The organism is Streptomyces erythrochromogenes, from assembly GCF_040684695.1.
GTDB classification, from domain to species: Bacteria; Actinomycetota; Actinomycetes; order Streptomycetales; family Streptomycetaceae; genus Streptomyces; species Streptomyces erythrochromogenes_C.
This window is the reverse complement of record NZ_JBFBGM010000026.1, coordinates 1-22,855: the sequence shown is the minus strand read 5'-3', so window position 1 is coordinate 22,855 and position 22,855 is coordinate 1. Positions and strand designations below refer to the sequence as shown.

Genomic DNA, 22,855 nt, shown 5'->3' with positions numbered 1-22,855 from the left:
TGCACGTCTCGTCCGCCGCCGGCGCGGGAGGGCGCGGGCCCGTACGCGGCGACGGCGGACGGCGGCCTTCGGGAAGGCCGCACGAACGGCTGCTAGATCCGCCAGCAGCAGACGCGGGTCCTGGTTCTGCGTCCCGCGGGCGCTATCTCGGGAGAGGTGGCGGCCCGGCGCCGCACCGGGCCCGGCGGCGCGGCGGCGAGCACCGCGAGGAGCAGCGCGAAGAGCACCGGGAACGCGGCCGGGCGCTGCGGCGCGAGGTCCTGGACGCCGCGGGGCGCGAGGTGCAGGACGCAGGGGTCGTCGGGGTGGGGGACTCCGGGAGAGCCCTGGGCGGAGGGCTGGTGGTGGTGGGCCGGGGCGGACCCGGCGAGGGCCTGGCGCGGGGACGGCTGACCGTCGTGGACCAGGCAGCCGATGAGGGCCGCGACGAACGCGGACAGCACGAGGAGCGCGGCGGGCGTCAGGAGCGGCCTTACGACGGCGCACGCGCGGCGCGCGGCGGCGGAGGGGTGGAACGACACGGCTCCTCCGTGGAGGTGCTTCGGACCGTGGGCGGGGACGGGGAGGCCCGGTACGGGCAGGCGGGCGGACGGCGGCGCGGGTCGGGCGGAGTGTTCCGCGGACGCCGGCGGGGCCCGGGCGGCGCGACCCGCGCATGCCCGGGAAGGGTGAACGGCATCCGCCGCGTGGCCCAAGGTTCGGCCGGGTCGCCGCCGAGGCCGGACACCCCTAGGCCGTCTCTTTCGGATCTTGTCGGCCGAGCCCGCGTTGTCCGGTGCCATGGGGTCTCCCCAGGCCCGCAGGGCCGAGGGGAAGCATCGCAAGGCGGAGGAGCTCCTCGTGTACTGGGCGTACTCGGGAGCCCCGACAACGCAGCGAGGTGCGGTGCCGGGCAGCGCGGGCCCGGCAAGATCCGACAGAGACGGCCTAGATGCGGAGCACTCCGTGTGCGGGTGGCGGCGGGGCGCCGTACGTCCGCGGGACCGTGCCCGGCGCGGGGGGAGCGTCCGTCCGCAGGGCCGGCGTGGCGGGTCCGGCGACCATCTGCGGGTGGCTGCCGGGAGCCGTACCGCGGTCGGAGCGCCCCGGCATGCAGTGCTCGGCCGGATGCGTGGATCCGTCCGCGCCGGCCAGGAGGGTCTGCGCGGACGCGGCGGTCACGGAAGCGGGGGAGGCGTGGTGCCCGTAGCCGCTGCCCGCCGCGATCCCGTGCGCGTCGAGCACGCCGACGAGCAGCAGGGCCAGCCAAAGGAGCACCAGCGGATTCCGGTTCCCCCGGATCCGCGGCACGCCGGAGGACGACCGAGCGGTGATCACGTCGCGATCCTAGACACCCGTCCGCGGCCGGCGGCAGGCCCGCCCGGGCGAATGGCTCGAAAGCGGTACGGCCTTGCCGGCGCGCGGGATCCGTACCCGGGGGCCGTACGATGATCCTGTGATCCGTACCCGCCGCCCGACGAACCGCCGCCCCTGGGCGCGCGGTGCGGCGCTGCTGGCGCTGGTACTGGCGGTGCTGACCGGGATCCTCGGCATGCACGCCCTCGGCCCGGCCCCGGTGGCGGCCGCCGCCGCGGCAGGTGGCGCCCACCACGCGGCGGCCGGGGAGCACGGCGCTCCCGCCGCCGAACAGGCCGGCGAGGACTGCTCGCACCCCGCCGGCGGTTCGGGCCATGCCGAGCACGCCGACGCCACCTGCGCCGCGGCCGGTGTCGCCTCCGGGTACGCGCCGCCCGCACTCGCCGAGGCGCTCGTGGGCCTGCCCGGCGTGTCCTCGTGGGCCGCCGCCGAACCGGTGGCCGTGGCCGCCGCCCGGGCCCCGCCCGATCTGGCCGAACTACAGCTGCTGCGGATCTAGAGCCGCCCGCGCGGCCCGTCCACCCGGCATCCGCCGGGCGAACGGCCGTGCTCCGGGCCCCTCTTCATCCGTTCTTCCCGCACGCCCGGAACCGGGCTGCGGACGAAGGAGCAGCACCACCATGACAGCCAAGCGTTCCCTCTTCCGTCGCGCCGCCGCCCTCGTCGCGGCCGGCGCGGCCTCCGTCGTCCTCGCCGCCTGCGGCGGCGAGGGCACGGCGGAGCACGACGGCCACGGCGCCGCGTCCGCCCCGGCGTCCCCGTCGGCCACCGCATCGGCCGGGGCCCAGGCCCCGACCGCCGGGGGGCAGCACAACGCGGCCGACGCCGCCTTCGCCAAGGGGATGATCCCCCACCACCGCCAGGCCGTGGAGATGGCCGATCTGGCCCCCTCCCGCGCCCGGTCCGCGGAGGTGAAGAAGCTCGCCGAGGACATCAGGAAGGCGCAGGACCCCGAGATCAGGACCCTGTCCGGATGGCTGGCCGCCTGGGGTGAGCAGGTGCCCGCCGAGGGCGCCATGGACCACTCCGCGCACGGCACGGCCGGAATGATGACCGCGGAACAGATGGACCGGCTGAAGAACGCCTCGGGCGCGGCGTTCGACACCGCCTTCATGGAGCTGATGGTCGAGCACCACGAGGGCGCGGTGGCGATGGCGAAGACCGAGCAGGCGCAGGGCGCCTTCCCCGCGGCCAAGGCGATGGCCGAGGCGATCGTCACCTCCCAGTCCGCCGAGATCGCGCAGATGAACAAGCTCCTCGGCAAGAGCTGACCGTCCCCTGCGGGCCGGGGCGGGGCCGCTCACGCACACCCCGCCCCGGCCCGCGGCCGGTCCTGAGGCCCATGTCGGCCGCGGGGACGACGGCTTGACCGTGATGTGAGACTTGCCCCATGGACATGGGGCGCGAGTCGCGGTGGGAGAAGGACGCAATGACGGTGGAGATCATCTTCGCCCTGGTGACCGCCGCCGTGCTGGCCGCGGCGGTCTTCGCCGTCGCCTTCGCCCTCGTCCTGGCCGTCGGCCTCTCCGGGGCGGCGGAGAAGGCCGTGCTGACGGCGGGCGGGCTGCTCGCGGGACTGGCCGGAGTGTGGCGCCTGGTACGGGTGCTGATGCGGTTCGACGAGCAGCGCCGCAGGGGCCGCTGACGGCCCGTCCGCGGCCGGAAAACGCGTGGACCGTCCCACCTCCCGTACGGGACACTCCGACTCCTGTCCTGCTGGTCCGACAACACAGGGTTTGGGATGGGTTCACCAACATCGCCCGAAAGCATGCCGAGCAGGGGCTCGGTCCTCCTCGCACTTCGCTACTACGGACGGGAGCTGGCGCGGCTGCGCCGGCTGACCGCTCCGGCCATGCTGCTCCCGGCGCTGGGCAACATCGGCATCTTCTACCTCGCGCCGCTGATCGTCGCCAAGCTCGTCGGCCGGGTCGCCGACGGCGGCTCGGCCGGAATCGACGCGATGCTGCCCTACGTCCTCGGCTTCGCCGGGGTCCTGCTGCTCGCGGAGACGCTGTGGCGGATCGGGCTGCACTGCCTCAACCGCCTCGACGCCCGGGGCATCGAGCACCTCTACGTCGTCGGCATGGACGAGCTGTTCGCGAAGGACGCGGCGTTCTTCCACGACAACTTCGCCGGCTCGCTGACCAAGCGGGTCCTGAGCTTCGCCTCCCGCTTCGAGGAGTTCGTCGACACGCTGACCTTCTCGGTCATGGGCAGCTTCGTTCCGCTGCTCTTCGCGTCCGTGGTGCTGTGGCAGTACGAGCCGCTGCTCGTCGTCGGCCTCCTGACGCTGATCGCCCTGACGGCCTTCTGCGTCACCCCCCTCATCCGCCGCCGCCAGGCGCTCGTCGCCCAGCGCGAGGAGGCGATCGCCCGGGTCTCCGGTCACGTCGCGGACAGCCTGATGAACATGGACACGGTCCGGGCGTTCGCCGCCGAGGACCGCGAGGCCGCCGAACACCGGTCCCGTGTGGCGCAGTCGCGCCGGCTGACGCTCCGTTCGTGGGACTACGGCAACCTGCGCATCGACACGCTGGTCGCACCCCTGTCCGTCCTGACGAACGTGCTGGGCCTGCTGCTCGCCGTCGCCCTCGGCGCCGGCGAGCACGGAGTGGAGGCGATCATCGTCACCTTCACCTACTACGCCAACGCGACCCGCATCATGTTCGAGTTCAACCAGATCTACCGCCGGCTGGAGAGCTCGATGACGGAGGCCGCGCAGTTCACCGAACTGCTGCTGCAGCCGCCCACGGTGCTCGACCCGCAGACTCCGGAGCCGCTGCGGTCCGAGAGCGCCGAGGTCCGGTTCGAACGGGTGAACTTCTCCCACGGCGGAGCGAAGCCGCTCTTCGAGGGGCTGGACCTGGAGGTCCCCAGCGGGTCGAAGACCGGTCTCGTCGGCCGCTCAGGCGGCGGCAAGACCACGCTCACCCGGCTGCTGCTGCGGATGACCGACGTGGACGGCGGCCGGATCATGATCGGGGGCCAGGACATCAGCCGGCTGCGGCAGGCGGACCTGCGCAGCCGGCTCGCCTACGTGCCCCAGGACCCGGCGATGTTCCACCGCACCCTGCGGGAGAACATCGCGTTCGCCCGGCCGGGCGCCACCGAGGCCGAGATCCGCCGCGCGGCCGAGGCGGCGCACGTCACGGAGTTCGCCGACGCACTGCCGGACGGATTCGACACCATGGTCGGCGAACGCGGCGTCAAACTGTCCGGCGGGCAGCGCCAGCGGGTCGCCCTCGCCCGGGCCATCCTGCGCGACGCGCCGATCCTGCTGCTCGACGAGGCGACCAGCGCCCTGGACTCGGAGAGCGAGATCCTCGTCCAGGAGGCACTGTGGCGGCTGATGGAGGGCCGGACGGCCCTCGTGGTGGCGCACCGGCTGAGCACGGTGGCCACCATGGACCAGCTCGTCGTCCTCGACCGCGGCCGGATCGTGGAGCAGGGCTCGCACCAGGAGCTCCTCGCCACCGAAGGCGCCTACGCGAAGCTGTGGAAGCACCAGTCGGGCGGCTTCCTGGACGAGACCGCCGCGGCCGCCGCCGCGGGCATCGCCGCGGACACCGTCACCCGCGCGCGTTCCGGGCTGAACTGAGCCGAGGCCGTGTCCTGCGGAGCAGGAGGGTCGAAAATGAATAGTTTGTCCCGATGTGAGCGTCGAAGCTGAAGGCCAAGAGGTTCCGGGGCGGCGTCGGCTGGCCCGGGCGGTACTGACGGGCGTGGCCGCCGTGGGGGCCGGGCTGGTGGCCGGTTCCGCCCACGTGCCCATGGCGGCCCCACCCGGGGGCGGGTCCGGATCGCGGCCCACCACACCGGAGTCGGCGCTGCGCGAGCTGGTGGCGGGGAACGGGCGCTGGCGGACCTACCACGAGCGCCACCCCGACCAGACGCGGACCGTGCGGCGCACGCTGGTCGCCGGCCAGCACCCGTTCGCCGTCGTCCTCGGCTGCGTCGACTCCCGGGTACCGCCGGAGCTGGTCTTCGACCAGGGCCTCGGCGACCTGCTGACCGTGCGCTCGGCCGGCGAGGTCCTGGACGAGGCGGTCCTCGGGAGCATCGCCTACGGGGTCCTGGAACTGCGCATCCCGCTCGTCGTCATCCTGGGCCACCAGTCGTGCGGGGCCGTCGCCGCGGCCGTGCGGGCCGCCGAGGGCGGCCCTCCGCTCCCGGGCCACATGCAGTACCTGGTCGACCAGATCCGCCCCGCCATCGACCGCGGGCTGCGCGGGCCCGCGCGGACCGACGCCGCGATCACCGCGAACGTCCGGCTGGTGCGCGGGCGGCTGGCCGCGGAGCCCGAGATGGCCGCGGGGATCGCCGCCGGGTCGCTCGCCGTCGTGGGGGCCCGGTACGAACTGACGAGCCAGCGCGTGCGCCTGGTGCGCTGAGCGCACGCCGGCGTACGAAACCCCGTTCGTCAGCCCCGTGCGCACGAAGCCGCACGTCCGGGTGGTTGTTGCCCGCCGGGTCCGCTTTCGGTGATCAAGGACCCGGGGCGCCGGGAGAGTTGACTCATGATCATCGACTCTTCCCCGGCACCCGGCAACGACCCCGCACCCTGCTCCGACCCCGCGCCCCAGCCCGCTGCGGACACCGTCCGACGCCCCTCCCGCCGTACGCTCATCGCCGGCGCCGCCGGGGTCGCGGGAGCCGGCGCCCTCACGGTCGCCGCCGCGTCCGCCGGGACCCCGCAGGCGCCGGCGGGCTCCGCGCGCCCGGACTGGGAGACCTGCCTCACGATCGCCCGGGCCGTCCTCGTACGGGGTGACGACGACGAGCCCCTGGTGCCCCGTTACGCGGACATCCTCCTCGGCAACGGCCTGCCGCGCTCGCGCACACCCCGCCGGAACGTACTGGTCGTCGGCGCCGGACCGGCCGGCCTGACCGCCGCCCACCTGCTGCGCGAGGCCGGGCACCGGGTCACCGTCATCGAGGCCAACGGCAACCGCGTCGGCGGCCGGATCAAGACCTTCCGCACCGGCGGGCACGAGAAGTCCCCCGCGCCCTTCGCCGATCCCCAGCAGTACGCCGAGGCCGGCGCCATGCGGATCCCCGACAGGCACCCGCTGGTCACCGGCCTGATCGACAGCCTCGGCCTCCAGCGCCGGCGCTTCCACCTGGTCGACGTCGACGGCTCAGGCCGCCCCGCCCACCGCACCTGGATCTTCGTCAACGGCATCCGCGTCCGCCGCGCCGACTACGCACGCAGCCCGCGGACCCTCAACCGCTCCTTCGGGGTGCCGGCGGCCCACGAGGCGATCCCCGCCGCGCAGATCGTCCGCGACGCCTTCGCCCCCGTGCGCAAGGAGATCGAGGGCAGGAAGGACAGGGCGCTCGTCGAAGGCTGGGCCCGCATCATCCAGCGCTACGGCCACATGTCGATGTACCGCTACCTGACCGAGGAGGCGAAGCTCGACGAGCGCACCGTCGACCTGATCGGCACCGTCGAGAACCTCACCTCCCGCCTCCACCTCGCCTTCGTGCACAGCTTCATCGGGGCCTCCCTCATCAGCCCCGACACCGCCTTCTTCGAACTGCCCGGCGGCACCGCCACCCTGGCCGACGCCCTCTACGCCCGGGTCCGGGACATCGTGCGGCTCGACCGGCGCGCCACCCGCATCACCCACGGGGAGGGCCGGGTCACCGTCGACACCGTCTCCGAGGGCCGGGGCGGCCGCCCGGTGCAGCGCGAGAGCTTCACCGGTGACAGCGCGATCATCACGGTCCCCTTCTCCGGGCTGCGCCACATCCCCGTCACCCCCGCCCTCTCCTACGGCAAGCGGCGCGCGATCACCGAGCTGCACTACGACGCGGCCACCAAGGTGCTGCTGGAGTTCAGCCGCCGCTGGTGGGAGTTCGACGAGGCCGACTGGAAGCGCGAACTGGAGGCCGTACGGCCCGGCCTGTACCGCACGTACCAGCTCGGGCGGACCCCGGAGGACGGCTCGCTGCTGGGCGCCCACTCCTCCGTGGCGCGCAGCGGCATCTCCGGGGCCCAGCGGGCCCACTACGCGGCCTGCCGCAGCCTCGGCCGCGACCAGCCGGAAGCCGCCGGGGTCATCGGCGGCGGCTCGGCGACCGACAACCCCAACCGCTTCATGTTCCAGCCCTCCCACCCCGTCGAGGGCAGCCCGGGCGGAGTCGTGCTCGCCTCCTACAGCTGGGCGGACGACGCCCTGAAGTGGGACTCCCTGGACGACGACGAGCGCTACCCCCGCGCGCTGGCCGGCGTCCAGGAGGTGTTCGGCCAGCGGATCGAGGTGTTCTACACCGGCGTCGGACGCACCCAGTCCTGGATGCGCGACCCCTACGCCTACGGCGAGGCCTCCGTGCTCCTGCCGGGCCAGCACACCGAGCTCTTCCCGCACGTGCGCCGGGCGGAGGGGAACCTGCACTTCGCGGGCTGCCACACCTCCATCAAGCCCGCGTGGATCGAGGGCGCCCTCGAATCCGCGGTGCGCACCGCCCTGGAGGTCCACACCTCGGGGTGAGAGCCCGCCGGCCGGCCGCGGCTCAGCTCTCGGCGAGCACGACCACCCAGTCGCGCTCGCCGAAGCGGACCCGCTGCCTCTTGTCGGGATTGAGCCGCACACCGTACGAGGGGGCCGTGGCGGCCTGCGCGCGCAGCCGGTAGCCCACCGCGCACTCCCGGCGGCGCCGCGCCGACTCGACCACCGTCGCGAACGCCACCTCACGGTCGGTGCGGACGTAGTCCGCCGCCGGCCGCAGGTAGAACTCGCTGCCCTCCGCCCTGAACAACTCCTCGAAGACGTCGGCGAGATGCCCGCTCTCCGAGATCTGCGTCATCAGGAGGCTGATCAGCCTGCCGCTGACGATGAAGTCGGCGCCGGCCCGGGCGGGCGCGAGCAGCCGGTTGCCGTCGTCGGACATCTCGGTGGTCAGCGGGAGTTCGCGGCCCGCGGCCTCTCCGATCGCCCGCAGGTGCAGCAGCGTCACCAGGGTCCGGTCGTCCGTGGCGCTCCCGGGCTCCGGGGCGAAGGCGGGCGCAGGCACGCCGGCCGCGCCGGCAGGGGCGGTGGCCGTGGCCGATTGGGCGGGCGCGTTCTCGCGGTCCGTCTCGCCGATCACGATCACGCCGTCGTAGGAGGGCACGTCCAGTTTGGCCAGTACGTCCGGGTCGGTGATGTCCCCGCTGTGGAAGGCCACTTCGAGGCGGCTGCGCGCCGCGGCCACCCCGGCGGCGGTCCGCGGGGCCGCCCCGTGGCCGAGGGCCACGACGTCCAGGGTGCTGCCGGGGGCCACGAACTCGTCGAGCTGCTCGACGACGAGCGGTGCGCGCCGGTTCCACCCGAGGAGGAGCAGGCGCTCGGCGCAGCGGGGCCGGGGGAAGGCGGTGGTGATCGCGTCCTCCTCCACCCACGGGCCCGCGGGCTGCGGTACGGCCGTGTCGTCGTCCTCGGAGATGAGGACGATCCGGTCGCCCGCCCCGATCTCCGCGTCCGGGTCCGGATTGAGCACGACACGGCCGTCGGCGCGCAGGATCCCGACCACCGAGGACGTGGTGAACGCCAGAAGGGCCTCGCCGAAGGCGCGTCCGGCGAGGTCCTGGGCGGCGGCGGTGTAGAACTCGTCGCCGTCGAAGTCCAGCAGGTCCTGGTAGACGAGGGAGAGCCCGGGCTGCAGGGCGGTCTGGACGAGGAGCCGGGCGATGATCTCGTCCGCGCACAGCACGTGCCCGCCGGGCCCCGCCGCCAGCTGCGCGGTGAGGTGGTTGCGGGAGTCGCGGACCGCGGCGACCACGACCGCCTCGCGCGGGCGGGGGAGCGCGGCGTCGAGGGCGAGGAGGGTCTTGACCACCTGGGCGTCGCCCGCGTCCCCGTCGGGAGGCAGTACGAGGACCGCCTTCGACGTCCGGGGGCTGACCCGGGCCAGCGCCGCCGGGTCGGTGGTGGGGCCGCTGCGGCAGATGATCCGGGTGGCCCCCGTGCCCGTACGGCGTCCCGTGCCGCCGAGGCCGGTGGCGACCTCGTCCTCCATGTCCACCTTGTCCTTGGGCGCGAGGACCGCGATGGCGGACCGGCGCTGGTTGGCGCCCGCCCGGGCGAGTTCGGAGACCACCGGGAAGATCTGGTCGGACCAGCCCAGGACGACGGTGTGCCCCGCCTCCAGCACCGTGGAGTGCCCGCGGCGCAGCGCCATGATGCGCCGGTTGATGCCGGTGGTGATCAGACTGACCAGCGTCGACACGAACAGCAGGGCCACCAGGGCGAGCGTCAGCGAGGCGAGCACGTAGAGGGGCGGGCCGACCGCCCCGCCGAGCTTGAGGGTCTGACCGACGCTGACCCAGACGGCCGTGAGCCGCCCCGAGAGGGTCGGCGGGGCGGCCCGGTCGGCCCAGACCAGTACCGCGCTCGCCGGGACGACGACGGCCAGGCAGGCCAGCGCCAGCCATCCGATGAGCGGGGTGGTTCCCCCCGCCACGAGGTTGTCGAACCGGTACCGCAGGCGCAGCCGCAGGGACGTCGTGTGCTGCTGTGCCATGCGTGCTCCCTCGTCTTCCGGGCTGCTAACCGGCGGGAGCCCTCCGGGTTACGGCCGGAACCGGCCTACGCGGCCCCGCTCTCGGGGGCGGGCGGCCCGAGCAGGCCGAGCAGGGTGCGGCGCAGCGCGGCGTCGGTCACCGCGCCGGCCCGGCCGGCGATGCCCGAGCGGAACAGCGACGCGCCCTCCATGAGCATCACGAAGACCTCGGCGCGGGCGTGCGCCGCGCCGGGGTCCAGGCCGTGGGAGCGGCCGAGGACGAAGCGGGCCACGTGCCCGGCGTAGGCGGCGTAGAAGGCGCGGACGGCTCCGGCCGCGTCCTCGTCGTGCGCGGCCATGGCCCAGACCTCGGTGAACAGCCGTACCAGGGACGGGTCGTCGTGGTCGCCGAGGAGGGTGTCCAGGACGTCCGCCGGGTCCTCGGCGGCGCCGCCGGCCTCCGCCAGGGCGGCGACGCGCGCCAGCGAGGCCGTCAGGACCCGGTCGAGCAGGGCGGCCAGGAGGTCCGAACGGGCCGGGAAGTAGTACTGGAGGTGGCCCAGCCGGACGCCCGCCGCGTCGGCGACCGCCCGCATCGTCAGTTCGGCGCCCCCGGCCGAGCCGAGGATCCGCTCCGCGGCGTCCAGCAGGGCCGTGCGCCGCTGGTGCCCCTTCGGAGTCGGCGCCGAGGGGTTCGAAGGATGTGCGGGGGTCATGCCGCGGCCCCCGTCCCCGCCCGGTCGAACTCGACGCGTACGCCGTGGTCCGCGAGGCGGGCGGCCGCCGCGACCGGGTCGGGGTGCTGCTCGGGGAAGACCACGCCCCGCGGCGGCGGTGCCCCGTCGGTGCCCAGCACGCGGTGCAGTCCCAGGAACGCCCCGACGGCGGTCAGATGGCCCTGGCCGCGCGGGTCGGTGACGGTCGCGGTGCGGCTGCGCCCGCCGCGCGACACGTCGACGCGCAGCTGCGCCGTACCGCCGTCCCCGGGCGAGTGCAGCAGCGCGCGGCGCGCCGGCGCCCAGCGCTCCCCGCCGGCCCAGTGGAAGAAGCCGGTGCCCCGCAGGGCGAGGAGCGCGCGGGTGGCGGCCGGGGAGCTGAAGCCGATGCGGGTGGCCGCGGTGGAGGTGGCGAGGGTCAGCGGGAGGGTGAACTGTTCCGGGGTGTCGATGCGCGCGACGCGTACGGGAGTTCCGCCGATGAGGACCGTACGGGCCTCCGTGAGCGGGTCGGCGCGCCGGCGGCGTCCGCCGTCGACCACCTCGAACCCCACGCCGAGCCGGTCCATGAACTCGACCGAGTCCGCGCCGGACCGGTCGGCCATGTCCCAGCGGACGGCGATCTCCACCTGCTCGGCGCCGCCCAGGGCGGCGCCGAGCGACGCGGCGACGAGGCTGCTCACTCCGCCCATCCAGGCCGAGGACAGCAGGACGGGCGCGGTCGGGCCCAGCAGGGTCGCCACGGTGACCGCCCGCTGCATCCGGGCGGTCCAGCGGGTGATGTCGACGTAGGGGACGCCGCCCTCGACGGCGGCCCGCAGCACCCGGTCCTCCGGGTCGTTGACCGCGTTGACCACGGCCCGGACCTCCGCGCGGAAGGGGTCCGCGGAGCCGAGGTCCCACGCGCGCACCTCGGCGCCGGTCTCGGCGGCCAGGGCCCGGCCGCGCTCGGGTGAACGGCCGGTGAGCAGGACCGGGGAGCCGGGGGCGACCATCCGGGCGATCTCGGCGCCGACGGTTCCGTACCCCCCGGTGATCAGGACGGGTCCGGACGGGTCGTACCGCAGTGCATCAGTCATGCCGCAGATTCTAGGTCGATCGACCTAAAAATGCGAACAGGGGCCCGCGCTCAGGGGCGCAGGGCGGCGATGACCTCGTCGGTGGTGCTCACCTTGCCGATGCGGGGGAAGATCTTGCCGAAGGTGTGCGCGTGGGAGTCGGCGTCGGTGTCGGCGGTGGCGTCCTCCGGGAAGACCAGCTCGTAGCTGAGCTCCCACGCCGTACGGGCGGTGGACTCGACGCCGACGCTGGTGGAGATCCCGGCCAGGACGATGCGGTGGATGCCGCGGCGGCGGAGCTGCAGGTCCAGCTCGGTACCGGTGAAGGCGCCCCAGTGGCGCTTGGTGACGACCACGTCCCCGAGGGTGGCGAGTTCGGCGGGGATCTCGGAGAACGCGGCGGGCGGGGCGGCCGCCGGCCCGGGGCGGTCCACGTTGGCGGTGGGCAGGTCCCCGCCGTCCGGCGACCAGGCCACCTTGACCAGGACCACGGGCAGCCGGCGGGCGCGGAACGCCTCGGCGAGCGCGACGCCCCGCCCCAGGACCTCGGAGGCGGGCCTGGTGGTGGGCAGGGCCAGGATGCCGGTCTGCAGGTCGATGAGGACCAGGGCGGTGTCCTCGCCGAGGGCGAGGCCGTTCGGGTCGGCGGGCATGTGCGCTCCTTCGGGGCCGGGTGCGGTGGGGCGCCACGGGCGCTCGACATGAGGTGAAAGCCTGTCAGAAGCGGCCGCGCCGCCCCGCGGATCGCCGCGGCATGTCGCGCGACGGAGAAGCGGCCTAGGATGCGAACATGAGTACGAATGCGGGGGAGGTGCGCCCCCTCCTGTCGACGGCGCTGACCGGGGCGGAACTGCTGCGCTGGTACTGGACCCTGGCCGAACTGACCGGACTGGCACGGCAGCTGGGCATCACCGTCCGGGGCGGGAAGGCCGCCGTCACCGCCCGGCTCGCCGCCGCGCTCGACGGCCTGCCCGAGCCCGCGGTCACGGCGCCCGTCCCGCCCCGCCGGGCCGGACGGCAACTCGCCGCCCCCGTCGACGGGGCGACGGTGATCCCGCCCGGACAGCGCTGCAGCCAGGTGCTGCGGGAGTACTTCGTGCGGGAGATCGGCCCCGGCTTCCACTTCGACGCCCCCATGAGGGAGTACGTCGCCGGGCAGGCCGGGCACACCCTCGCCGAGGCCGTCGAGCACTGGCGTGCGACCCGGGCCCGGGCGGCCGAACCCCGGGTGATCGACGCCCAGTTCGAGTTCAACCGCTTCCTGCGCGACTGGCACGCCCGGCACCCCGCGGGCACGCGCACGGACGCCCTCGCCGCCTGGCGGGCCCACCGGGCCCGCCCCCGCGACTGAACCGGCAGGGCTTCAGTGGGCCGGCGTCGGCCTGCGGTCCGCGCGGGCCGGATGCCTGGCGCCGTGACGCACGGCGAGGAGGAACGCGACGACGGGGTCCGGTGCGGCCGGAACCTCCGTGCGTACGCTCCGGTGGCCGACGACTTCGACGCCGTGGGGGGTGGGCTGTTGCTGCGCTCCTTTCCGGGGCTGTTCGGCTGCGCCGACCTGCTGCTGGTACTGCAGGGCGTGGGCACCTGCGGCGACCACTTCGGCCAGCCGGTTGGCGAAAGCCGCGTTGCACCCCCCGAGCCGGACGAAGCCGTGGCCGGCCACGGGCCCGTCGTTGCTCAGGGAGGGAAGGGTCAGGTCCGCGAGCGCGAGCGCCGCCCGGAGGTTGGCGACGGCGTCCTGGCCGGCCTGGTAGGCGGTGTCCTGGCGCCGCTTGTACTGGATTCGCTCTGCGTAGGTCAGTTCGTACATGGTGTCGATCTCTCGTGATGGGCGTGGAGACGGGGCGCCGGAGCGCGGCTCGCCGAGGGGCGTGAGCGGGTAGACCGTCGGATGGAGTCTGGGTGCGGCCCGTGACCATCGGTTTCGATCTTCGTTTCAAAGGTGCAGGTGAACACCTCTTTGATGCGTGGGAAGGACCGGTTTGGCCAGGGAGGAGTCGGCAGCTGCTACCGCCTTTGCTCCTCGCGGTGGCCGCCCACGGGGTGATCGGCCCTCGCCCGCCGCGCACGGGGGACCGTCATCCGCCCTGTCCGAATCGGCCGCTTCCGGGGGTGGCGGACTGCCGGAGCGCGGCGGACACGGAAGCCGTCGGATTGCGGTGCCGCGGAGCGGCCTGGCGGGGCGGTCGGGTGAGCGTGATCTGGCGGACCAGCTGCTGGAAGCAGGCCAGCGCCGCGACGGCCGGGAGGGCGGACGCCGCGCCGGCGGCGATCGTCCTGGGCGCCTGGGCCACGCACAGGAGCGTGGCCAGGGTGGAGAACAGCAGCACGATCGACCAGGAGTGGAGCGCGCGGCGCTGGTGCAGCGCCGATCTGAGGATGGACAGCGAGGCGACCATCCAGGGGCCGTAGATCAGCAGGGGCCACCAGCTGACCACTTCGCGGTCCGCGTGGGGTCCGGCGCTGTGGCGCAGGGCGTCGCAGATGGCGAGGCCGCTGAGGATGCTCACCACTGCGGCGATGCCGCCCACCAGCGCTGCGGCGAACAGGCTGCCCGTTTGCAGCAGGGGCGGCACCACCGGCGATTTCGACAGGGCCCGCCGGTGCCCCCTGGAGGCGTCCGCGGGCGGACGGCCGGGAGCGGAGCTCTTCAGCCCCGTGACGAGGCCGATGGTGCCGGCCGGGTCACCGGTACGGTCGAAGTCGCCTCGGGCGCGGGGCTCGCGCGGCGCCTGCGCGGCGCCCTCCTGGAATAGCCCGGCGAACTCCTCCGCCGGATCCCACGGTCGGTGCGCCTCGCCGGGACCGCCGGGCGGTTGCCCGGGGGAGGGATCCGGTCCGTGGTCCGGCCAGCCCCAGAACGCCGAGGTCGTCGGCTGGGGGCGGAGGCCCGGGATGTCCGTGTACGCGTACGGCTCATACACGGGAGCTGCCGCCCGAGCGCTCGCCGGCCGCTGATGCGGACGCGGTTGCGGACGCCGTCGCGTTCCCCAACCGCCTGCCGAAGTCGGTCTGGATCATGCTCATCGTGCGCAGGAAGTCCTCGAAGATCGTCGACGAGGCGCCCAGATCGATTTCCAGGCTCTCGTGTTCCAGCGTTGCGTTCCGGGTCGCGCCGCGGTCGGCCGAGCCCGGAATGAAAAGCCACTTCCCGATCCGGATCGCGCCGGAATGAGAACTGTCTCCCTGTCCGTCTTCTTCCGTGGTCCCGTGGAAGAAGACGGGGAGCTTTGCTGTTGTCATATTCCATAAACGCTGTCGATGTTGGTCAGGGTATGCGCCATCCGGGTGATGGTGGCCGAGGGGCAAGCGCCGGGCTCTTTCATATCGATTTCAACAAACAGCCGGAACGTTATTCCCCCGCAGTGGCGCGGCGGCGCTCTGCACACCCCCGCGGCCGGGGCGATGTGCGTACATCAATGCGACCACCCCCGTCGGTCGATCCGGCCCTGCCCCACCGGGCCGTCCCCCGGCCGTTCCCGGGCGGGGCCTCGGGCGGGCATCGGGCTCGGGGACCGGCGCGGGTGGCCGGTCATCGGTAAATAGGCCGAGATGCCAAAGGCCGGTTGCCGTGCATGGCTGCAATCGGGGGACGGGGCGCAACCTGGCATATGCCTCCCCGTTATGCCGGTCGATCGCCGGGGCCCCGGTTCGGGCGGTCCTTGCCGCAACAACCTTCGAAAGGACTGACTGTGGGAGGCATCCTCCTGTGGATCGTGCTGATTTCCACTGCGCTGGGCACGGTTTTCACTGCTTTGAGCTCCTCCGGAGCCGGCCGTCTCTGGGTCGTGGACGCCCTGGAGCTGAGGCGCCGGCGACGCTTCAAGCAGGTGCTGTCCCTGCACGTGGACGCCACCCGGCTGGGCCGCCGGGACGACGCGGCGCCGGTCTGGCCGGGGGAGGAGCTGCTCGGCGTCCGCGCACCCGGATCGTTCATGAGCCACGTCGGCCACCCGTCCTACGGCGAATCGCCCGCCGGCTGCCGCTCGGTTCCGCCCGCCGAACCGCTGCAGTCCTGAGCGCGGACCGCCCGGTTCGCCACCGGATCCCTCGTGCACCGGGACCCCCGGCCGCGCGTCCTGATCAGGCGCACCCGGGCGTAAAGGGCGGCCGGAGTTACTGAAAAACCCCGGCAATTCGTACATCCTCGGAGTGGGTGAAAACCCCGGCAATTCGCACATCGGGGGGCGGGTGAAAACTCGCGCAATTCGCGCCGTGCTGCCTTCTCGCCGTCGAATGGGTTATGTAAGGTCCATCCCTCCGAGATGCGCGGAAGATGGGGAAAATTCGTTGCACGGACCGACTTCCGGATCATCCGGACACAATCCGCGAGAAGGGTCGCGCGCGGACGCCCCCTGCGGCGAGCCGGCAGCTCGTGGTCCCTGGACGACCGGGCGACGGGTGGCGCGCGCGGTGCGGGCAGCGGTGGCGCGGGTGATCCGCCGCCTCGCCGACGCGGGCACGGCCGGCGAAGCCGTCCCACCCGGCGCGGGGATCGGCTCGATGCCACGGCTTCGGGACGAATACAGGGCGGGCTTCTCCCTGCCCCCGCCTCCTGAGGTGAGTTCGGGGAGCTCGGGGAACTCGGGGAGCGACCCCCGCGAATGTCCGTGGTGCCGGACCCTCGGCAGTCCCGGGGCTCCCGGCCGATCCGGTCCCCGCGGGGGCCGGGCATGACCTTCCCGCCCCGGTGCACCGGGGCGCGCCCGGCGCCGGCCACGGCCGCCCGTGGCGCACCGCTGCCCCGGCCCTACTGTGAGGGCCGTGAACAGCGAACCCGATACCGGCGCCCACGCGCCCGCCGACGACGACACCGTTGTGCTGCACGTCGCGGGACGGACCGGCGTGGTCACCCTCAACCGCCCCAGGGCCCTCAACGCCCTCACCCACCCCATGGTGCTGCGGATCGCCGGGGCCCTGGAGGCATGGGCGGACGACCCCGCGGTCGGCCAGGTCCTGGTCCGCGGAGCCGGCGAGCGCGGGCTGTGCGCGGGCGGCGACATCCGGGCCATCCACGACGACGCCAGGGCGGGGAACACCGCCTCCGCCGACTTCTGGCGCGACGAGTACCGGCTCAACGCCCGCATCGCCCGCTACCCCAAGCCGTACGTCGCCCTCATGGACGGCATCGTCATGGGCGGCGGCGTCGGCCTCTCCTCGCACGGCAGCGTCCGCATCGTCACCGAACGCTCCCGCGTCGCCATGCCCGAGACCGGCATCGGCTTCGTCCCGGACGTCGGGGGGACCTGGCTGCTGGGCCGCGCCCCCGGCCGGCTCGGCACCCATCTCGCCCTCACCGGTGCCGCGGTGGGCGCCGCGGACGCGCTGCTCTGCGGGCTCGCCGACCACTTCGTACCCGCCGCACGCCTCCCGGCGCTCACCGCGGATCTCGCCACGGCCCCCGCCGACGAGGTCCTGCCGCACTACGCCGCCACGCCCGGGCCCGGGGTGCTCGACGGCGGGCGCTCCTGGATCGACCACTGCTACGCGGCCGACACGGTCGAGGAGATCGTGGACAGGCTCCTCGGCCAGGGCGACCAGGCGGCGAAGGAGGCGGCGGAGACGATCCTCGCCAAGTCCCCGACCGCGCTGAAGACCACCCTCGCCGCGGTGCGCCGGGCCGCCGCCCTCGACACGCTGGAGGAGGCGCTGGCCCAGGAGTACCGGGTCTCCTGCAACGCACTGACCTCACCCGACCTGGTCGAGGGCATCCGGGCGCAGGTCGTCGACAAGGACCGCAACCCGCGCTGGTCCCCGCCGACCCTGGCCGCGGTCACCGAAGCCGACGTCGAGCGGTTCTTCGCCCCGCTGGGCGAGGGCCGCGAACTCCGTCCGGCGTAGATCCCGCGGGCGGCTACGCGTCCGCGCTGACGTACTCGCGCAGATGACGGGCGGTCAGGGTGTCGCCCCCGGCCACCAGTGAGGCCGGGGTGCCTTCGAAGACGACCCGGCCCCCGGAGTGCCCGCCGCCCGGGCCGATGTCGATCAGCCAGTCGGCGTGCGCCATCACGGCCTGGTGGTGCTCGATGACGATCACCGAGTTGCCGTCGTCGACGAGCCGGTCCAGCAGGGCGAGCAGCTTGTCGACGTCGGCCATGTGCAGTCCGGTCGTCGGCTCGTCCAGGATGTACGTCGAGGACTTCTCCGCCATGCTGATCGCGAGCTTCAGCCGCTGCCGCTCACCGCCCGACAGGGTGTTGAGCGGCTGCCCGAGCCGCACGTAGGAGAGGCCCACGTCGGACAGGCGGCCCAGGAGGGTCCGTGCCTGCCCGGTGGAGAAGAACTCGTGCGCCTCCGCGACCGGCATGTTCAGCACCTCGCTGATGTTCTTGCCGCGCAGCCGGTACGTCAGCACCTCGGGGGTGAACCGCTTGCCCTCGCACTCCTCGCACACCGTGGCCACCCCGGCCATCATCGCCAGGTCCGTGTAGACCAGCCCGAGGCCGTTGCACTTCGGGCAGGCGCCCTCCGAATTCGCGCTGAAGAGGGCCGCCTTGACGCCGTTGGCCTTGGCGAACGCGGTCCGGATCGGCCCCAGCAGCCCGGTGTAGGTGGCCGGGTTGGAACGGCGCGAACCGCGGATCGGCGACTGGTCGGCCACGACCACCCCCTCGCGCCCGGACAGGTAGCCGTGGATCAGCGAGCTCTTGCCGGAACCCGCGACACCGGTCACCACGGTGAGCACGCCGAGCGGCACCTCCACGCTGACGTCCTTGAGGTTGTGCAGGTCGGCGCCCTTCACCGACAGGTGGCCGCGCGGGGTGCGCACCGACTCCCGCAGCCGTGCCCGGTGTCCGAGGTGGCGGCCGGTGAGCGTGCCGGAGGTGCGCAGCCCGGCCACGTCCCCGCTGTAGCAGAGCTCTCCGCCGGCCGTGCCGGCGCCGGGACCGAGGTCCACGACGTGGTCGGCTATCGCGATGACCTCGGGCTTGTGCTCCACGACCAGCACGGTGTTGCCCTTGTCGCGCAGCCGCAGCAGCAGGTCGTTCATGCGCTGGATGTCGTGCGGGTGCAGGCCGGTGGTCGGCTCGTCGAAGACGTAGGTGACGTCCGTGAGGGAAGAGCCCAGGTGCCGGACCATCTTCACGCGCTGGGCCTCGCCGCCGGACAGCGTGCCGGAGGGGCGGTCCAGGCTGAGGTAGCCCAGGCCGATCTCGACGAGGGAGTCGAGCAGGCCCCGGAGGTTGACCAGCATCGGGGCCACGGCGGGGTCGTCGATCCGGCGCACGAAGCCGGCCAGTTCGCTGATCTGCATCGACGCGCACTCGGCGATGTTCACGCCGTGGATGCGCGAGGACAGCGCGGCCGCCGAGAGGCGGGTGCCCCCGCAGTCCGGGCAGGCGGTGAAGACCACCGCGCGGTCCACGAAGGCGCGGATGTGGGGCTGCATGGACTCGCGGTCCTTGGCCAGGTAGAGGCGCGTGATCTTGGTGATCAGGCCCTCGTAGGTGAAGCCGTTGGAGCCGGACTTCACCTTCACCGCGCTTCTGTGCAGGAAGTCGGCCCACTCCTGCTCGGTGAAGTCCTTGAGCCTGGTGTCGGGGGAGTAGAAGCCGGAGTTCGCCATGTTCTGCCAGTACCAGGACTCCACGGCGAAGCCCGGGACGGTGATCGCGCCCTCGTTGAGGGTGAGTTCGCGGTCGACCAGCTGGTCCACGTCGATGTCGGAGACCTCGCCGACGCCCTCGCAGCGCGGGCACATCCCGTCGGGGTTGTTGAAGCTGAACGCGCTGGACGTGCCGATGTGCGGCGTGCCGACGCGGGAGTAGATGATCCGCAGCATGGTGTAGGCGTCGGTGGCGGTGCCCACGGTGGAGCGGGAACCCGCGCCCATCCGCTCCTGGTCGACCACGATGGCGGCGCTCAGGTTGTGCAGTCCGTCCACGTCCGGGCGGCCGAGGCTCGGCATGAAGGACTGGACGAAGGCGGTGTACGTCTCGTTGATCATCCGCTGTGACTCGGCGGCGATGGTGCCGAAGACGAGGGAGGACTTCCCGGAGCCGGAGACGCCGGTGAAGACCGTGAGGCGACGCTTGGGGATGTCCAGGGAGATGTCGGCGAGGTTGTTCTCCCGGGCCCCCCGGACCTGGATGACCTGGTGGTTGTCGGCGGCGATGTGCACGGAACTCCTCGAGGTGCGGCGCGTCTCGGCTTACTCTCTGCGCTTTACTCTATACGTTGTACTCTATACGTTGTAGTGAATTGATGGCGACGGCTCGGAGGCCGGGACATGGTGAAGGACCGCAGCGGCGCGGGAGACCCCGTCCGCACGCTGGAGCTGCTGTGGCGCGAGCCCGGGCAGCCGGCGCAGCCCGCTCGGCGCGGTCCGCGGCAGGGCCTCAGCGTGGACGCCGTCGTCCGCGCCGCGACCGTGCTCGCCGACGAGGAGGGCCTGGCCGCGCTGACCATGCGGGCGCTGGCCCAGCGGCTCGGCGTGACGCCGATGACCGTCTACACGTACGTACCCGGCAAGGCCGAACTGCTCGACCTGATGCTCGACGACGCGTACCTGCACATGGAACGCCGGTCCGCCGACCCCGAGGAGCCCTGGCGGGCCCGCGTGACCCGGGTGGCCGAGGACAACCGGGACCTGATGGCCCGCCACCCGTGGATCGCCGACCTCGCCGTCACCCGTCCGCCGCTGGGTCCCGGGGTGATCGGGAAGTACGAGCACGAACTGGCGGCCTTCGAGGGCATCGGCCTGACCGACACCGAGATGGACGCCGCCCTGACCCACCTGCTCGGCTTCGTGCACGCCAACGCGCTGGCCGCCGCCGACGACGCCGACCACAACCGCCGCCAGAGCCAGGAGGACTGGTGGGCCGTCAGCGCCCCGCTGCTGGAGCGCGCCCTGGACCCCGACCGCCACCCGCTTGCCGGCCGCGTCGGCGCCGCGGTCGGCGGCTACCACCCCCGGACGATCTGGGCCTTCGGCCTCCGGTGCGTCCTGGACGGCCTGACCCACCGCCTGGCCTCCCGCCCGTCCGACCGCGCCACGTCGTAGGCCGGCGCCCGGACCGGTGCGGCATGCGGCGGCCGCGCGACGGCGGTGCCGGTCTCAGGGGGGCCGCGCGGCCGATGCGGGATGCCGGGGCCTGGGCGCGGCGGGCAGCGGCGGCGAGCGCCGCGCGCGCCTGCCGCCTGAGCCGGGGCGGGCCCATCAGCGGTGTCCGCATCATGCACAACGCGAAGACCGGTCCCGGGCCACCAGCTCGACGAACCGCAGTGCGATGACTCCCGGGTTCGGCGAGGCGGCGGCCTAGCGGTAGCCGGTGGTGTTCGCCTCGTGGCCCGGGTCCTGGACCTCGACCAGGTAGCGCCAGGCGTCCGGGCGGCTGCCGTCCAGGTCCGTGAAGCCGTAGACCTGGGCCAGGCGGCCGCTGGAGAGGGACTGGCCGTTCCAGCGGGAGACCTCCGGGTCCGCGGCGAGGGCCGCGACCGCGCGGCCCACGTACGCGGGGGTCTCGGAGATCGCGAAGTGCGGGTTCGCGGCCAGTGCGTCCCGCCAGGTCTCCTCCGTCACGCCGTAGGCGTCGAGCATCATCTCCGAGCGCAGCCAGCCCGGCGTCAGCGCCACCGCCGTCGCTCCGCGCGGGCCGAGCTCGTGCCCGAGCGCGAACGCCATGCGCAGTACCGAGGACTTGGCGATGTCGTAGAAGAAGGAGACCCGGTAGTGGGCCGCGTTGTAGTCGGCGGTGCCGTCCGTCATCTCCACCACCAGACCGCCCGGCTCGCGCAGCAGCAACGGCACCGCGAAGTGGCTGGTGATGGCGTGCGTCTCCACCGCCAGCCGCAGCAGCCGCAATCCCTTGTCCAGGTCGTGCTCCCAGACCGTGCTGTCCCACTCGAAGAGCAGCTCCCCGCCCCAGATGTCGTTGACCAGCACGTCCAGGCGGCCCTGTTCGGTGTCGATCCGCCGGACCAGGGCCTCCACCTCGGCCGGCACCAGATGGTCGGCGACCACCGCGATCCCCCGGCCGCCCGCCGCGGTGACCAGCTCGGCGGTCTCCTCGATCGTCTCGGGCCGGTCGTACTCCGACCGCCGGCCACGGGTGCTGCGCCCCGACACGTACACGGTCGCGCCCCGCGCCCCGAGTTGGACCGCGATGCCGCGGCCCGCACCACGCGTCGCCCCCGCGACCAGGGCCACCCTGCCCCTCAGATCCTTGACGTCCGCGGCACCTTCGAGAGTCATACCGCGACCCTACGACGGGTCGCCCGGGTCATTCCTCGCGCCGGGCCGCACCGGCCACGGCGATGTTCAGGAACCGCGGTACGGGACGGCCCCGGCCGCGGAAGTCCTCCGCGACGGCGGACCGCACCGCCGCCCGCCGCGCCTCCGGCAGCAGCATCAGCAGGCTCCGGCCCGGCTCCCGCCCGGGAGGCCAGGCGCTCAGCGCCCCGGCCCGGCGGGCGCCGGACGCGGCGCGGGCCAGCTCACGGGGCCGGTCCGCTGCCTCGCCCCGTACGGCCATCAGCACCAGCCGTGACCCCGAGGCCGCCGGGTCGAAGGCGACGTACCGCCGTCGGCGTGGCCGTGCGCCCAGCAGCAGGGCCCGGCCGGGCCGGGCGTGGAACACCGCCCGGCGCAGGCCGTCGTCCCCCTCCGGCAGGGCTTCGGCCAGCAGCCGGGCCAGGAGCGCACGGTCGGGCCGCTCGCCGGCCGCCGCGTGCACGTCGGCCACCGCCAGGGCCACCGCGCAGTCGACCGGTTCGGCCGTGGCCAGTCCGGTGGCCGCCGTGAGCGAGCCCTGCACGTGCAGGTCCGTCCCGCCGCGGCCGTACCCGGCGCGGGCCAGTGTCCGCAGCACCGTGTACGGCCGGACGGCCCAGGCGGGGGCGTCGGGCAGCGGCCCGGACAGGGTCAGCGGCAGGTCGCAGCCGTCCGCCGGATGGCCGAGGGAGCTGAGCCGCACCAGGCCGTCGTCGCGGGGAGCCGCGGCGACGGCCGTCGGCCAGCCCGCGGCGGCGACGAGCCCGGGAGAACCGAGCCGGAAGGCGTACGGGGCGCTCCACACGGCGGCCGGGGGCCGCCCGTGCGCGGCCTCCAGGGCGTAGGCGACGAGCCGGAACAGCGGATCGGCGGTGGCCCGCCGAGCCAGGCCGCCTCCGGCGCGGTCCGCGGTGTCGGGGCACCGGGCCGGGTCCCGGACACCGCCTGACGGCCGACCGGTTCGCGGCGGCCGCCCCTTCACCCGAACGGACCAGGCCGGGCCCCGCACGCACGGTCGCTGCGCA

At 73.9% G+C, this 22,855-nt stretch carries 22 protein-coding genes; 10 read left to right on the top strand and 12 right to left on the bottom strand.

Translation table 11 applies throughout. The features are described from left to right. Positions 1-92: 92 nt before the first annotated feature. Positions 93-521, bottom strand: a complete 429-nt coding sequence (locus tag AB0O53_RS30080; RefSeq protein ID WP_350991657.1) for a hypothetical protein — start codon at positions 519-521, stop codon at positions 93-95. A gap of 406 nt (positions 522-927) precedes the next feature. After that, on the bottom strand, positions 928-1,317 hold the full coding sequence (locus AB0O53_RS30075; protein ID WP_350991659.1) for a hypothetical protein: 390 nt from the start codon (positions 1,315-1,317) through the stop codon (positions 928-930). A gap of 118 nt (positions 1,318-1,435) precedes the next feature. Between AB0O53_RS30075 and AB0O53_RS30070 the strand changes: the two genes are divergently transcribed. The 6 genes from AB0O53_RS30070 (at position 1,436) to AB0O53_RS30045 (ending at position 7,850) form a co-directional block, all read left to right on the top strand. After that, positions 1,436-1,855 (top strand): DUF6153 family protein, encoded by a 420-nt coding sequence (locus tag AB0O53_RS30070; protein WP_365199847.1) that lies wholly within the window; start codon positions 1,436-1,438, stop codon positions 1,853-1,855. Between the two features lie 121 nt (positions 1,856-1,976). Continuing rightward, positions 1,977-2,627 carry a DUF305 domain-containing protein gene (locus tag AB0O53_RS30065; RefSeq protein WP_365199844.1) on the top strand — a complete coding sequence of 217 codons (651 nt, stop codon included), beginning with the start codon at positions 1,977-1,979 and terminating at the stop codon, positions 2,625-2,627. Positions 2,628-2,746: 119 nt separating this feature from the next. Next, entirely contained in the window at positions 2,747-3,001 is a 255-nt protein-coding gene (locus tag AB0O53_RS30060; RefSeq protein ID WP_365199841.1) for a DUF6332 family protein, read from the top strand. Positions 3,002-3,124: 123 nt separating this feature from the next. Next, a complete protein-coding gene (locus tag AB0O53_RS30055) occupies positions 3,125-4,954 on the top strand; it encodes an ABC transporter ATP-binding protein (RefSeq protein ID WP_434094361.1) in 1,830 nt (609 codons plus the stop codon). Between the two features lie 55 nt (positions 4,955-5,009). Continuing rightward, complete coding sequence (locus AB0O53_RS30050) at positions 5,010-5,747, top strand: carbonic anhydrase (RefSeq protein WP_350991669.1); 738 nt, start codon at positions 5,010-5,012, stop codon at positions 5,745-5,747. A 126-nt stretch (positions 5,748-5,873) separates the two neighbouring features. After that, positions 5,874-7,850 carry a flavin monoamine oxidase family protein gene (locus AB0O53_RS30045; protein ID WP_350991671.1) on the top strand — a complete coding sequence of 659 codons (1,977 nt, stop codon included), beginning with the start codon at positions 5,874-5,876 and terminating at the stop codon, positions 7,848-7,850. Positions 7,851-7,872: 22 nt separating this feature from the next. On the opposite strand, the gene AB0O53_RS30040 is transcribed toward AB0O53_RS30045, so the two are convergent. The 4 genes from AB0O53_RS30040 to AB0O53_RS30025 all read right to left on the bottom strand — a co-directional run bounded on the left by AB0O53_RS30040 (position 7,873) and on the right by AB0O53_RS30025 (position 12,267). After that, positions 7,873-9,861, bottom strand: coding sequence for a CASTOR/POLLUX-related putative ion channel (locus AB0O53_RS30040; protein WP_350991673.1), 1,989 nt, complete (start codon positions 9,859-9,861; stop codon positions 7,873-7,875). 65 nt (positions 9,862-9,926) lie between these two features. Then, positions 9,927-10,556 carry a TetR/AcrR family transcriptional regulator gene (locus tag AB0O53_RS30035; RefSeq protein ID WP_350991675.1) on the bottom strand — a complete coding sequence of 210 codons (630 nt, stop codon included), beginning with the start codon at positions 10,554-10,556 and terminating at the stop codon, positions 9,927-9,929. Next, positions 10,553-11,635 (bottom strand): saccharopine dehydrogenase family protein, encoded by a 1,083-nt coding sequence (locus tag AB0O53_RS30030; protein ID WP_365199835.1) that lies wholly within the window; start codon positions 11,633-11,635, stop codon positions 10,553-10,555. The genes AB0O53_RS30035 and AB0O53_RS30030 overlap by 4 nt, the downstream gene beginning before the upstream one ends. 50 nt (positions 11,636-11,685) lie before the next feature. Continuing rightward, a complete protein-coding gene (locus tag AB0O53_RS30025) occupies positions 11,686-12,267 on the bottom strand; it encodes a hydrolase (RefSeq protein WP_350991679.1) in 582 nt (193 codons plus the stop codon). Between the two features lie 137 nt (positions 12,268-12,404). On the opposite strand from AB0O53_RS30025, the gene AB0O53_RS30020 reads away from it, so the two are divergent. After that, complete coding sequence (locus AB0O53_RS30020) at positions 12,405-12,965, top strand: DUF6434 domain-containing protein (RefSeq protein WP_365199833.1); 561 nt, start codon at positions 12,405-12,407, stop codon at positions 12,963-12,965. 12 nt (positions 12,966-12,977) lie between these two features. On the opposite strand, the gene AB0O53_RS30015 is transcribed toward AB0O53_RS30020, so the two are convergent. The 3 genes from AB0O53_RS30015 to AB0O53_RS30005 form a co-directional block, all read right to left on the bottom strand. Next, positions 12,978-13,427 carry a hypothetical protein gene (locus AB0O53_RS30015; RefSeq protein WP_350991683.1) on the bottom strand — a complete coding sequence of 150 codons (450 nt, stop codon included), beginning with the start codon at positions 13,425-13,427 and terminating at the stop codon, positions 12,978-12,980. A 268-nt stretch (positions 13,428-13,695) separates the two neighbouring features. Next, positions 13,696-14,541 carry a hypothetical protein gene (locus AB0O53_RS30010; RefSeq protein ID WP_365199830.1) on the bottom strand — a complete coding sequence of 282 codons (846 nt, stop codon included), beginning with the start codon at positions 14,539-14,541 and terminating at the stop codon, positions 13,696-13,698. Beyond that, complete coding sequence (locus AB0O53_RS30005; protein ID WP_365199829.1) at positions 14,534-14,860, bottom strand: hypothetical protein; 327 nt, start codon at positions 14,858-14,860, stop codon at positions 14,534-14,536. Before AB0O53_RS30005 ends, AB0O53_RS30010 begins: the two co-directional genes overlap by 8 nt. A 512-nt stretch (positions 14,861-15,372) precedes the next feature. On the opposite strand from AB0O53_RS30005, the gene AB0O53_RS30000 reads away from it, so the two are divergent. Beyond that, the gene (locus AB0O53_RS30000) at positions 15,373-15,636 is read left to right on the top strand and encodes a hypothetical protein (RefSeq protein WP_365199826.1); all 264 of its coding nucleotides are present in this window, start codon (positions 15,373-15,375) and stop codon (positions 15,634-15,636) included. A 745-nt stretch (positions 15,637-16,381) separates the two neighbouring features. Further along, positions 16,382-17,458, top strand: a complete 1,077-nt coding sequence (locus AB0O53_RS29995; protein ID WP_365199825.1) for an enoyl-CoA hydratase/isomerase family protein — start codon at positions 16,382-16,384, stop codon at positions 17,456-17,458. 13 nt (positions 17,459-17,471) lie between these two features. Here AB0O53_RS29995 and AB0O53_RS29990 read toward each other — a convergent pair whose 3' ends face one another. Further along, a complete protein-coding gene (locus AB0O53_RS29990; RefSeq protein WP_350991692.1) occupies positions 17,472-19,739 on the bottom strand; it encodes an ATP-binding cassette domain-containing protein in 2,268 nt (755 codons plus the stop codon). Positions 19,740-19,847: 108 nt separating this feature from the next. On the opposite strand from AB0O53_RS29990, the gene AB0O53_RS29985 reads away from it, so the two are divergent. Next, positions 19,848-20,621, top strand: a complete 774-nt coding sequence (locus AB0O53_RS29985) for a TetR/AcrR family transcriptional regulator (protein ID WP_350991693.1) — start codon at positions 19,848-19,850, stop codon at positions 20,619-20,621. Between the two features lie 255 nt (positions 20,622-20,876). Here AB0O53_RS29985 and AB0O53_RS29980 read toward each other — a convergent pair whose 3' ends face one another. Together AB0O53_RS29980 and AB0O53_RS29975 are read right to left on the bottom strand one after the other, a co-directional pair. Next, positions 20,877-21,812 carry an SDR family oxidoreductase gene (locus AB0O53_RS29980; RefSeq protein WP_365199821.1) on the bottom strand — a complete coding sequence of 312 codons (936 nt, stop codon included), beginning with the start codon at positions 21,810-21,812 and terminating at the stop codon, positions 20,877-20,879. Between the two features lie 28 nt (positions 21,813-21,840). Continuing rightward, positions 21,841-22,855: hypothetical protein (locus AB0O53_RS29975; protein WP_365199819.1), on the bottom strand; the 1,015-nt coding region annotated here is incomplete at its 5' end.